This is a genomic window from Enterococcus sp. HY326, assembly GCF_026157065.1.
In the GTDB taxonomy this organism is placed as follows: domain Bacteria; phylum Bacillota; class Bacilli; order Lactobacillales; family Enterococcaceae; genus HY326.
The window spans coordinates 175,223-188,533 of sequence record NZ_JANLGQ010000006.1; the positions used below are offsets into that span (position 1 = coordinate 175,223).

At 38.8% G+C, this 13,311-nt stretch carries 10 protein-coding genes; 9 read left to right on the forward strand and 1 reads right to left on the reverse strand.

The genetic code is table 11. The features are described 5' to 3' along the window. The first annotated feature begins 73 nt into the window (after positions 1 to 73). The 9 genes from ORH16_RS15395 to adhE all read left to right on the forward strand — a co-directional run bounded on the left by ORH16_RS15395 (position 74) and on the right by adhE (position 12,735). The gene (locus tag ORH16_RS15395) at positions 74 to 895 is read left to right on the forward strand and encodes a WxL domain-containing protein (RefSeq protein WP_265459740.1); all 822 of its coding nucleotides are present in this window, start codon (positions 74 to 76) and stop codon (positions 893 to 895) included. Between the two features lie 147 nt (positions 896 to 1,042). Beyond that, the gene (locus tag ORH16_RS15400; protein ID WP_265459741.1) at positions 1,043 to 2,191 is read left to right on the forward strand and encodes a DUF916 and DUF3324 domain-containing protein; all 1,149 of its coding nucleotides are present in this window, start codon (positions 1,043 to 1,045) and stop codon (positions 2,189 to 2,191) included. A gap of 24 nt (positions 2,192 to 2,215) precedes the next feature. Further along, positions 2,216 to 2,896 (forward strand): hypothetical protein, encoded by a 681-nt coding sequence (locus ORH16_RS15405; RefSeq protein ID WP_265459742.1) that lies wholly within the window; start codon positions 2,216 to 2,218, stop codon positions 2,894 to 2,896. Continuing rightward, positions 2,893 to 3,657, forward strand: coding sequence for a signal peptidase I (lepB, locus tag ORH16_RS15410; RefSeq protein ID WP_265459743.1), 765 nt, complete (start codon positions 2,893 to 2,895; stop codon positions 3,655 to 3,657). The genes ORH16_RS15405 and lepB overlap by 4 nt, the downstream gene beginning before the upstream one ends. A 1,184-nt stretch (positions 3,658 to 4,841) precedes the next feature. After that, the gene (locus tag ORH16_RS15415; protein ID WP_265459744.1) at positions 4,842 to 7,502 is read left to right on the forward strand and encodes a calcium-translocating P-type ATPase, PMCA-type; all 2,661 of its coding nucleotides are present in this window, start codon (positions 4,842 to 4,844) and stop codon (positions 7,500 to 7,502) included. A gap of 466 nt (positions 7,503 to 7,968) precedes the next feature. Then, entirely contained in the window at positions 7,969 to 9,114 is a 1,146-nt protein-coding gene (gene tgt, locus ORH16_RS15420; RefSeq protein ID WP_265459746.1) for a tRNA guanosine(34) transglycosylase Tgt, read from the forward strand. 81 nt (positions 9,115 to 9,195) lie between these two features. Then, on the forward strand, positions 9,196 to 9,540 hold the full coding sequence (gene yajC, locus ORH16_RS15425; RefSeq protein ID WP_265459747.1) for a preprotein translocase subunit YajC: 345 nt from the start codon (positions 9,196 to 9,198) through the stop codon (positions 9,538 to 9,540). A 96-nt stretch (positions 9,541 to 9,636) separates the two neighbouring features. Then, a complete protein-coding gene (locus ORH16_RS15430) occupies positions 9,637 to 9,918 on the forward strand; it encodes a post-transcriptional regulator (protein ID WP_265459748.1) in 282 nt (93 codons plus the stop codon). Positions 9,919 to 10,146: 228 nt separating this feature from the next. After that, entirely contained in the window at positions 10,147 to 12,735 is a 2,589-nt protein-coding gene (adhE, locus tag ORH16_RS15435) for a bifunctional acetaldehyde-CoA/alcohol dehydrogenase (protein ID WP_265459749.1), read from the forward strand. Between the two features lie 88 nt (positions 12,736 to 12,823). Here the strand turns inward: adhE and ORH16_RS15440 are convergent, their stop codons facing one another. Next, positions 12,824 to 13,204, reverse strand: a complete 381-nt coding sequence (locus ORH16_RS15440; RefSeq protein WP_265459750.1) for an OsmC family protein — start codon at positions 13,202 to 13,204, stop codon at positions 12,824 to 12,826. Positions 13,205 to 13,311: the final 107 nt, after the last annotated feature.

Consider the following 13,311-nt stretch of genomic DNA (forward strand, 5'->3'; position numbering starts at 1 on the left):
ACATTATATTAGGCAAACTGAGGGAAATCCTCATTTGTAAATAAAAGGGAAAAAATATTAGGAGGAAAACAAAATGAAATTTAAACGTTTATGTGCAGCTGCTTTAATCGCAGCAGTAGGAGCTTCAGTAGCAGGACCAGTCGCAGCAAATGCGAGTGCATTGACTTTACCATCTGAAGGAAAAGTAACAATTGTTCAAGGGGATATTGATACGCCAAATACTGATCTACCTGACCCGGAAGATGACGATAAAAAAATTAAAGTCCCGGATGACGATATCAATGAAAATCCAAATACAGGTCCTTTAGCATTGATGCGGACAACAAACTATGATTTTGGCACAATGGCTAAAACAGGTCAAGCAACTAGTGCTTATGCAGCACCAGTGACAGTGGAAGTGTATGACAAATTGGATGATCCTACAGACCCTGCTACTGTTTTCACGGAAGTTACTCGCGGTGCTTTAGTACAGTGGGGAGACATCGATGATAGCGCAACATCCGGTTATGAAGTATCTGCGAATTTATCTACACAATTCACGAATACAAATAGCAAAACATTAGATGGTGCGACTATCAAATTTAGCAATGGTATCTTAGCAACACAAACTGATGGTGCAACTGATTTAGAAAGTTTTGAATCGGCATTTGAACTTTCATACAACACACCAGTTATCATTGCAAAAGGCGGAACTACAAATAAAGGAATTTATACAGCTGAATATGGCCAAAGTCCAGACTACAGTCCAGTTGCAAACAGCATTGGCTATACAGGTGTAGCTGATACAGATACTACCTCTGTTCAATTAAACGTACCAGCTGCAGCAAACGGCGGAATGGAAGTAGGCACCACATATACTGCTACAATTACGTGGTCAATTGCAAGAGTTGCTTAAAAACCACACAAAGCTTTCAAAATGAAATCAAAAATTGCAGGCTGATAGAGGATTCTCTGTCAGCTTGCTCTATTCTTAATCAAAAAAAGTACATAGTAATAATATTTGCGTACAGGCAGATGCTAAATTTAGAAGACGAGGGATTTTATGAGACTGGGAATTAATAAAGAGCGATTATTAGGCCTGCTAGCGGTTATCATTTGCTTAATGGGCTTTTTTGTAACAGATAAAGCTGCGGCTACCTCAACATCAGGAAATTCTGGACAAGGGAATTTTACATATAGTTTAGAGTATCCCGAAAATCAAACGGACACGAGTCTTGGCTATTATCATTTAATGATGCAGCCAGGGCAACAACAAACACTTAATTTAATTATGAGTAACCCAAGTGAAACAGCTGTAACAGTGAACTTGGCTTTAAATGGTGCCAAAACGAATCAGAATGGTGTTATTGAGTATGCAAATAGCGAAATTGAAAATGATGCATCATTAGCATTTGATTTTAAAGATATTGTAACTGGGCCTAATAGTGTAGAGTTAGCTCCTGGGGAAACTAAAGCAGTACCACTAGAAATCCAGATGCCTGAAACCAGCTTTGACGGCGTGATTGCTGGCGGACTGCAAATGATGCAGGCCGGTCAAGGTGAGTCTTCAGAAAATGAAAGCGGAGGCTCTACAGTAATCAACCAGTATGCATATGTTATATCTATTTTATTACAAGAAACTGATGTGGAATTAACACCAGACTTACAATGGAATCAAGCCTATGGTGGGCAAAGTAATTATCGGAATACGATGTTTGTTAATTTTTCTAATGTAGTAGCAACATATGTGAACAATATGACTGTAGATGCGCAAATTACAACTCAAGGAAGTAATGAAGTGCTCTATGAATCTCGAACTACATCAATTCGCATGGCACCTAATTCGTTCATTGACTATCCTATCACTATGAATGGGGACCGAATGGAGGCTGGAATGTATACTGCCCATGTTGTTGTCACGACTTTGACCGGTGAGCGTTGGGAGTGGACAGAAGACTTTGAAATTACTGAAGAGGAAGCCACTCAATACAATGAAAGAGATGTTGGATTAGTACAAGATACAGGTATTGACTGGAAGATTATTGCAGCAATTGCAGGTGGTTTTCTAGCAGTTGTATTATTGGTCTTCATAGTAGTACGTCAGGTTAGAAAGAATAAGAAAAGCAAAGCAAAAGCAGTGCGAACAAAAAAAATAAGTACTAATAAGAAAAATTCTTCTAAAGAGACGAATACTAAACGAAAGCAATCTTAATAGAAAGAGAATGGGAGTGACATAATGACCATACTAGAATGGATTGTGATGATTGGAGCGGCTGGCTGTATCCTCTTCACGGTATTTACCCTCCTCTTCTTTTTCCAATTTCTCTTAAATCGCAGTAAATTAAAAAAAATACCTGAGCGGGCACCCAAGAATAAAAAAAAGCGGCGACGTTGGGAAAGAATAATTGTCTCGTTAAAAGAGCTTAAGAAGAAAAGCTTAGTTCGAATGGTAATCTTCTTAATTTTAAGTATGGGGGCAGGTGGTGCAACTTTTTATGCCTCGTTTTATCAATCAATAAATTTGACTTCTGATGATGCCGATGCAATCGTTCGTTCATACTATCTTTTACGAGACTTTCAGCAAGAGCTAGATAAGGCAGCTAATCAGACAGAAGATGAGACATCCAGTTTACAGAATATTCGTTATCTAGCGACTAGTCTATCAAGCTATAATACAAATAAAGCGAGTCAGTTAAACACAACTGAAGGACAGTCGGCATTGAATCGGTATTTTAATGCTTTGTCTAAGCTAGGGGTCAATGCAACTCGCGAGAGCCAGAACTTCTATGGAAATACCGAGTTGGTAGCTCAATTTCAAGAAGATGTTGAGCGGACTATTGGCTATGAAATGAAGGCTTTTGATTATTATAAAGTAAATCAATCCGCATTAGAATCGAAGGAGAGCGGGGGGCAATGACCTCTAAAAATCATTATAATAAATTAAAAGCCGAAACAACTCTCCATACAAGTAGAAGAAAGAGAAACACTAAGACTAGAAAGAGACAAAGAAAAAGAACACCATCACAGAATCAGCTGAATAGATTATCAAAAGAAAAATCAGTACCAAAGAGACCTCGATTAAAAAATAAAAAGGAAAAACAGTTGCGAAAATTAAAAAAAATTGTTTTGAAATTGCAACGAGAAGCAATGGATTTACTAATAGTGACAGTCGGCATAGTATTGTTTTCAATATTGATTGGTTCCTTTTTTTTCAAAGTGGCCACAATTGAGGACTTCAGTATGATTCCAACACTAAGAGATGGTGACATGGTGATTGTGAAACAAACAAAACAAATTGAAAGATTTGACTTAGTATATCTGAATTTAGGCAATAAACGTATAGTTCGTCGTGTCATAGGACTTCCTGGTGAAATGATGAAGTATGAAAATGATATTTTATATATTGATGGCTATGAAGTAGTGGAGAAATTTATTATTGATGAAATTGATGATGCTGCACTTAACGGGGGTTATTATACAGAAGATTTTATTACATCAGATATTATTGGTGAAAATTATATTCCAGAACAGTATTATATAGTATTAGGAGATAACCGACCTTATGGTACAGATAGCCGCCAGTGGGGAATGATAAATCAAGAAGAGATTATTGGTGTTGTCCAGATAAGGATATTGCCACTTAACGACATGAAGAACTTTACTGCAAAAATGCGATAGTTCTAGATCCAATTGTATGTAGATAAGTCGTTTTTATCTAAAAAATTAAACACACTTCGAGATTTGAACTATTTTAAGTAATGTAAGTGGGCGTAAAAAATATCGGAATTTATTTGATTTAGGCTAGCCATTACGGTTCTATCTGCAGTGTACTTGACATTGAGAAGCAAAAATAAGGAAAATCAATCCCTCAGAAAAAATATGTAAATATTTCAATATTACTTAATAGTAAGGGCATAAAAGATTCATAAATTAAAGGTAATCTATAGATATCCTAATAAAACAAACCCAATAAAACACTTTTTCATTTTTTACTCCTTGCCTATCGGTCCCCGCCGATGGGCTTCCTTTTTGTTTTGAGAGAAATTTTTTTCTGAAGAGTAACGGTCCGGATATGCGTAATCATAAGTTCTGTCCCTGTCATATTAAATACCTTCTCACTTCCCAAATTATCTAATCTCAACCTAAAAAGAATCTTTGTTGTCAGTAAAAAGTGCACAAAAAAACTCGGCCCCTCGATATGGCCGAGCTTTAATACTTTTCGGAAGGATATTAGTAAGAAAGAATTTATTTGTACTTGATGCTCTTACACATGCAAAGTATTGTTTGAATTTCTATTTTATAAACAAAAATTTGGTTCATTAATAAAGATTAACACGTTTGTCTTAAATACTATTCACTTTTTTGTTGCTGCATTGCCTTCTTTGTTACGTATAAAATTACTTCTAGTTGAGCGATGGTGCTGCTCATTTCGGTGATACGCATTCACTATTTTAAGGTTGCGATAAATACCTTACACGTATAATGCTTGGTGAATCTTGTTCAACTAACAATTTGTTGTTTACTGTTTCTGCTTGATCGAGAAATTCTTCTATTCTTACTAATAGTTCCTCCTTCCTTATGCTTTGAGTATAGCACAAAAAGAAAGCGTTTGCAAATAGAAAATTATAAGCAAAATTGTACTTTTTTTCAACAAAATTCTTTTGCGGTTTGATTAAATTCAATCATTTTTGTTGAACAACCCCTTTGAAACGTGCTACATTAATATAGGAAGCAACTTTATCAAAATATATTTTTGGGAAGTATTTTTTGATAAAACAAAGCTGATTAGTTGAAAATAAGCTACAGCTGCGGGGTTGTTTTCAGTGAATGGAATAAAAATTGAAAAAAATTGGAGGAATAGGATGGAATTATACGAAAAAAATATTGAAGAGATTTTCAAAGAAAATACCACGATAGAAACTGGGCTGAGCAGTCAAGAAGCACAAAAGCGTTTGAGCACATACGGCCGCAACCAGTTTGAAGAAGCAAAGAAGGATTCTTTAGCGAAAAAATTTCTACATAGCTTAGGCGACTTTACAACAATTATTTTGATTATTGCCGCCGTTATTTCTTTTTATACTGCCATTGCGACGGATCATGGCGATTATTTTGAAGGTATTTTGATTATCGCTATCGTTATTATTAATTCGGTTTTGACGATTGTCCAAGAAGGAAATGCTGAGAAATCTTTGGCAGCCTTGCAGGATATGAATAAACAGACGACTTTTGTCAAACGAGATGGTCGCGTTGAAAAAATTGATGCCGAAGAGGTCGTGCCGGGAGATATTTTAGTTTTAGAAAATGGGGCGATGATTGTTGCTGACGGTCGGATTGTTCAAGGCAACCAGCTGCGGCTGGACGAAGCTTCTTTGACGGGGGAAAGTGAAGCCGTTGAGAAGGATTTTACATTTGTTGCCGATGCCGATACACCTTTAGGCGACCGCATTAATATGGTTTACAAAGGCACCACGGTAACAAACGGTCGGGGACAAGTTTTAGTTACAGCAACAGGAATGCAGACGGAGATGGGGAAAATTGCCGGACTGCTAAATGATGAAACGACCAGTAAAACACCGCTACAAATTCGTTTAAATCAATTAGGTAAACGAATTTCTATCGTTGCTTTAGCGGCCGCTGCTCTAGTTTTTATTATCGGTGAGCTGCAGGGTGAACCGTTATTGGAAATGTTTATGACCTCAGTATCGCTTGCTGTTGCTGCCGTGCCGGAAACGTTGACGGTGATTGTGACCTTGACGCTGGCCTATGGCGTACAGCGGATGGCCAAGAAAAATGCGATTATCCGCAAGCTGCCCGCGGTTGAAACTTTGGGAACCGCCAGTGTAATTTGTTCGGATAAAACCGGTACACTGACACAAAATAAAATGCGGGTGCGGCGGGTTTGGACCCGTGGCGATGAAGTAACGGATACCGAAGATGCCATGACTGAAGAAGCGATGGAAGTTTTGAAAATGGCGGCATTGTGTACCGATGTCATCGTTGAATATGACAATGATGATTTAATTGTCAAAGGAAATCCAACCGAAGCAGCTATCGTGCGGGCGGTGGAGGAAAATTATCACACTAAGATTCAATTAGAAGAAGAATTTCCTCGTGTAGCTGAGTTGCCTTTTGATTCAGAAAGAAAAATGATGACCACCGTTCACAAGATGGGGAAAAAATATTTGTCTGTAACAAAAGGTGCCTTTGATGTTCTGCTGCCGAGATTTCATTATGGTGATGTCGAGCAGGCAGCTGTCGTAAATGACCGTTTTGGTAAACGGGCACTACGGGTAATTGCTGTCGGTTATGCTGTATATGATGAAATGCCCCAAGAGATTACCTCTGAAGCGTTAGAAAAAGATTTGAAGCTTTCTGGCTTAGTCGGCATGATTGATCCACCACGCCCTGAAAGTAAAGGTGCCATCAAGCGGGCGAAGCGGGCTGGTATCAAGACGGTTATGATTACCGGGGACCACATTGTAACGGCTAGTGCGATTGCCAAAGAATTAGGCATTCTAAAGAAAAAAACCGAAGCCATTACCGGTGCTAAAATGCGGGAAATGTCCGACGATGAATTAGTATCACGGGTGAAAGATTTTTCTGTTTATGCTCGGGTAACACCGGAGGATAAAATCCGTATCGTCAAAGCATGGCAAAAAACCGGTGCTGTTGTAGCGATGACCGGTGACGGTGTCAACGATGCGCCGGCTTTAAAAGCCAGCGATGTCGGAGCTGCGATGGGGATTACTGGAACCGATGTAGCTCAAAGTGCCGCTGATATGATTTTAACCGATGATAACTTTGCGACGATTGTCGATGCAGTAGCTCGAGGCCGGGCGGTGTATCGGAATATCCGCAAAGCGGTGAATTTCCTATTGAGCTGTAATATCTCAGAAATTTTTATTGTGTTGATCTCAATGCTGTTGGGCTGGGGAGCACCATTTACGGCCGTGCAGCTGCTTTTCGTCAATGTTGTGGCAGATGGTCTGCCAGGATTTGCTTTAGGTCGTGAGCCTGCGGAAAAAGGAATTATGCATGAGCCACCGATTCCCAAAAATGAGGGGATTTTCGCTCGTGGACTATGGCAGAAAATTGCTGTCAATGCTGCGATTTTCACCGTGGTTGCTCTTTTTGGTTTTTACCTAGGCAGCTTCGTGGATACCATTAGTCCTTGGGTTGAAGCTAGCCATGATGTTGGTCAGACGGTAGCTTTCCTCGTGTTAGCTTACTCGTCAATCCTACATGTCTTTAATGTCCGTAGCACCAAGTCGATTTTCCAAGTAAAACTTTCAACCAATAAATCTTTATTTGAAATGGCGGTCCTAGCTGTCTTGATTACAACAGCGATTGCTTTAATTCCCTTCACACAAAATTTATTTGGTTTAGTTCACATTAGTTTGAATCACTGGCTGCTAGTGGGACTACTGTCGATTGTGCCGATTTTTGTCAATGAAATGATTAAATTCCACAATGCACCAGAAGTGGACGATAGCACTAGCTCAGTCATCGTTGAAGAAGATTAGTTGAAATATCTGGACTCTTTTAAATTTCTCTATAAAGAGAATGCCTTGAAAGAGTTCAGGTATTTTTTTTGCCGAGTAATATAGAAGAGAACTAAATCTTGCCCTTTTTTTAAGAAAGGCAAGGACTCTTGCATTGACTTGAAAAAGCAAGTATGATTAATGCAGTTTGACATTTGCTCTAACTTGGATTAAAGCTGGCTTCTTCAAGTGCTGATTATTTTGCAGGGCAAAGTAATTGTTCATAGTAAAAGCCTTTTTACTCCGTGTAGAACTGTGCCGTTGGCCAAAACAAAATTCATTTTACAAATAGTATCTGGTGAAAAGTATTAATATGGTACAAACCTGCAACAAGGATTTACTGGATTGTAAAAGTAAGTGCAAGCACCTTGAGATTTTATCTGTAAAAACTAGTGCCAGGGTATCACTAAGACAAATTCTTAAATCGTTTCAGAAAGTAGGGGACTCAATGACGGAACCAGCAATTCGTTACCGTTTAATCAAAAAAGAAAAGCATACGGGTGCGCGCTTAGGGGAAATAATTACCCCCCACGGCACATTTCCCACACCGATGTTTATGCCGGTGGGAACTTTAGCGACAGTTAAAACCATGTCGCCAGAGGAATTAAAAGAGATGGGCGCCGGGATTATTTTAAGTAATACTTATCACTTATGGTTGCGCCCTGGGGAAGACTTAGTGGCAGAGGCAGGCGGCTTACATAAATTTATGAACTGGGATCAGCCGATTTTAACGGATTCTGGCGGTTTTCAAGTTTTTTCTTTGGCGGATATGCGCAATATCGTTGAAGAAGGCGTTCATTTCAAGAATCATTTGAATGGCTCAAAAATGTTTTTGTCACCGGAAAAAGCCATTGATATTCAAAATAAATTAGGCTCAGATATTATGATGAGCTTTGATGAGTGCCCGCCCTTTGATGAAAGCTATGATTACGTTAAAAAATCAGTGGAACGGACGTCTCGCTGGGCTGAGCGGGGCTTAAAGGCTCATGCCAATCCTAAAACACAAGGCTTATTTGGAATCATCCAAGGGGCTGGTTTTGAGGACTTACGAAAACAAAGTGCCCAAGATTTAGTCAGCATGGATTTTCCTGGCTATTCTATCGGCGGATTATCTGTCGGAGAGCCCAAGGAAGAAATGAATCGAGTGTTGGACTTTACCACACCGTTGATTCCAGAAAATAAACCTCGCTACTTGATGGGGGTTGGCGCTGCAGATTCATTGATTGATGGTGTGATTCGTGGCGTTGATATGTTTGACTGCGTACTGCCGACGAGAATTGCCCGCAATGGCACCTGTATGACATCCCACGGTCGTTTAGTTGTAAAAAATGCGACCTTTGCGCGCGATTTTGGTCCAATTGACGATAATTGCGATTGCTATGTTTGTAAAAATTATAGCCGAGCATACATCCGTCATCTGATTAAATGCGATGAAACCTTTGGCATTCGCTTGACCTCTTATCATAATTTGTATTTCTTATTGGACTTGATGAAAAAAGTTCGCCAAGCAATTATGGATGATAATTTGCTGGAATTTCGGGCTAACTTTTTTGAAGAGTACGGTTTTAACAAAGTAAATGCGAAAAGTTTCTAAAAAATCACCGGAAAGACTAGTGTAAACCGTTTTTTTTTGCTACAGTTATTCTTGTGAACAAAAAAAGCGAGGTGAGAATACATGGCAGGACTTATGCCTTTAATCCTTCTAGTTGCGATGGTTGCAATGTGGTGGTTTATGAGCCGCAGCCAAAAGAAACAGCAGCAGGAACGGCAAAATCAATTATCAGCGATGAAACCTGGTGATAAAGTGGTTACAATCGGCGGGTTGCATGGTGTGTTATCAGAAATTAATCCGAGTACAGTTATTATTGACTGTGAAGGAATCTTTTTAGAATTTGAAAAGAGCGCCATTCGGACAGTTAAATCTGCTGAAGCGACTGAACCAGTTGCAACAGTTGCAGAAGCGACTGAAGTAATCGAAGAAACACCAGAAACAACTGACGATACAGAAACCAAAAACTAAATCAGCAGCATTACTGATCTATTAAAGCTTCAGGCAAATTTTTTGTGCTGAAGCTTTTTTGTTTTTTATAATCGCATGTGATGGGGAGGGATTACTTTGGCGAAGCTAACTTGGATGCAAAAAATTATTTTGAAGCAGGCAGTAAAAAAGAAAATTCAATCTTTCACAAGTGCCGGTTATCAAGAAATTCAGCAGTCAGAATTATTAGAGTTTTTACTTGAATATCGCTGGAAACGTCGTAAAATCAATGATTTGAGTGCGCGTTTGCAGGACTTAAAAGAAGTCACTGCTAATGATTTTTTTGATTATCAACAGCTTAAAATTCAAACCTCCGCAAAAACCTTAGCTGAATTGGATGATTTTTCAGATTTATTCTAAGTTTTCTGTAAAAAAAAATTTAAAATATATAACAAAAAAATTTTTCTCTTTTGAAAACGGTATCTTTGTTGTCAGCTCGCAATTCCCTTGATAGCAATGTTTCTTGAAATAAAATTTCTAGTGAAAGAAATCACAAAAAACTATTTACAAACCCAAAATGATGTTGTATATTATGTATGTGAAATAGTTAACAAGAAATTTTTGAAGATAAATTTTAGGAGGACTATCATGGCTAAAGTAATTACTGAAGAAAAAGTAGATGTTCAAGGAGTCATCGATGAGTTAGCATTAAAAGCAAATGTTGCTTTGAAAGAATTAGAAACGTTTGACCAAGCAAAAATTGACCATATTGTGCACGAAATGGCAATGGCGGCTTTAGATCAACATATGCCATTAGCAAAAATGGCAGTAGCTGAAACTGGCCGCGGAATTGTTGAAGACAAAGCAATTAAAAATATGTATGCTTCTGAATATATTTGGAACAGCATCAAAGATAATAAAACAGTTGGTGTCATCAGCGAAGATAAACAAAAAGGTTTAATCGAAATTGCTGGCGGCGTAGGAGTTGTCTGTGGTGTTACACCAACAACGAACCCAACGTCAACAACTATTTTTAAAGCGATGATTGCTTTAAAAACAGCGAACCCAATTATTTTTGCTTTCCATCCAAGCGCTCAAGCATGTTCTGCTGAAGCAGCTCGCATCGTAAGAGATGCAGCGATTGCCGCTGGTGCTCCAGAAAACTGTGTGCAATGGATTGAACAGCCATCAATTGAAGCAACTTCAATGTTGATGAACCACCCTGGTGTTGCAATTGTTTTAGCAACTGGTGGACCTGGCATGGTGAAATCAGCTTACTCAACTGGTAAACCAGCTTTAGGTGTAGGTGCTGGTAACGTTCCTGCTTATATTGAAAAAACAGCTAAAGTGAAACGGGCAGTCAATGATTTAATCGTTTCAAAAACATTTGATAACGGTATGATTTGTGCTTCTGAACAAGCGGTCATTGTCGATAAAGAAATTTATGCATCTGTCAAAGCTGAATTTGAAGCGCATCAAGTTTACTTTGTAAAACCAAATGAATTAAGCAAATTAGAAGATGCTGTGATGAACGAAGGCAAATATGCCGTTGATCCATCAATCGTTGGTCATTCAGCAGAAGAAATTGCAGCCTTGGCTGGCATCAAAGTACCTGCTGGAACGAAAATGCTGATTGCTGAACTTGAAGGTGCTGGAGCGGAATATCCATTATCCCGTGAAAAACTTTCTCCAGTTTTAGCGATGATGAAAGCTAAAAATACCGCAGACGCTTTTGATTTATGTGAAGCAATGTTAGAATTAGGCGGCTTAGGCCATACAGCCGTTATCCATACTGAAAATGAAGACCTGCAAGTTCAATTTGGTATCCGTATGAAAGCTTGCCGGATCTTAGTTAACACACCATCAGCTGAAGGCGGAATTGGTAATATTTATAACGAAATGATTCCTTCATTAACATTAGGTTGTGGTTCTTACGGCCGGAACTCTGTCTCTCGTAACGTTTCTGCTGTTAACTTAATCAACGTGAAAACTGTGGCGAAACGGAGAAACAACATGCAATGGTTCAAATTACCACCAAAAATTTTCTTTGAACAAAACTCATTATTATATCTTGAAAAGATGGAAAATCTTGAAAGAGTAATGATTGTTTGTGACCCAGGCATGGTGCAATTCGGCTACTGCGATACGGTTCGTGAAGTGTTAGCTCGTCGCTCAAATGATGTTAAAGTTGAAGTTTTCTCTGATGTTGAACCAAATCCTTCAACAGATACAGTCTATGCTGGAACTAAAATGATGGTTGATTTCAAACCTGATACCATTATTGCACTAGGTGGCGGTTCTGCAATGGATGCTGCGAAGGGCATGTGGATGTTTTATGAACACCCAGATACTTCATTCTTCGGCGCAAAACAAAAATTCTTAGATATTCGCAAACGGACGTACAAAATTGACAAACCAGTGAAAACTCAATTTGTTTGTATCCCAACAACTTCTGGTACTGGTTCTGAAGTAACACCATTTGCGGTAATCACTGATAGTGATACACACGTTAAATATCCTTTAGCTGACTACGCTTTGACACCAGATGTTGCCATCGTGGACCCTCAATTTGTAATGTCAGTACCAGCTTCAGTAACGGCTGATACAGGGATGGACGTTTTAACACACGCAATTGAATCATATGTTTCTGTTATGGCATCTGATTACACTCGTGGTTTAAGCTTACAAGCAATCAAATTAGTCTTTGATTACTTAGAAAAATCCGTGAAAACGCCTGATATGGAATCACGGGAAAAAATGCATAATGCATCAACAATGGCTGGTATGGCTTTTGCAAATGCCTTCTTAGGAATTTGTCACTCTGTAGCCCACAAAATTGGGGGAGAGTACGGCATTCCTCACGGACGGACAAACGCAATCTTATTGCCACACATCATCCGTTACAATGCGAAAGATCCGCAAAAACATGCGATGTTCCCTAAATATGATTTCTTTAGAGCAGATACTGACTATGCAGACATTGCGAAATTCTTAGGCCTTAAAGGTAAAAACACTCAAGAATTAGTCGACGCTTTAGCAACTGCTGTCTTCGAATTAGGTCAATCTGTCGGCATCGAAATGAACTTGAAGGCTCAAGGGGTAACTCAAGTCACTTTGGATACAACTGTTGACCGGATGGCTGAATTGGCTTATGAAGACCAATGTACAACAGCAAATCCAAAAGAACCATTAATCAGCGAATTGAAACAAATTATTGTGGATGCTTATAATGGGTAAAGTTTAAATCTGAAATACAAAAATTCCTGAGGGAGCAATCCTTCAGGAATTTTTTTAGTCTTATTTTTTTCAGAGAATAGAACTTATGCTAAACAAACACCACAACTTCATTCACCTGAATCTTAGGGTCCAAAGACTGCACGACTGGACAATTTCGTTCAATCAAACGAATTGCTCGAGTAGCCTTAGCCTGTTGGTCAGGAGAAACGTTTTTTAGATAGAAGGTAACCGTGACAGACGCTAATGGCCGAGCTTTACCATCTTCTTGACGAGTATAAGCCAACTGAACGGTTTCGATATGATATTCAATATGAGAGTTGGTTAAAACTTGGCGGTAGACGGCGGCACTGCAACCGCCAATGGCAATCACGAGGGTTTCTAATGGTGAATAGCCTATGTCTTTTTTTAAAATCCAATTACCATCTGGATGAATGACTTCAAGGTTGTCGTTAATTAATTTAATTTCCATGGAGAAGCTCCTTTACTTTTTTTCAAGAATTTATTTTCATTCATTATACAAATAGTCCTAAGCAGAAAACAACTAATCTGAATGGAAGATTTTCCAGATAACCAAGG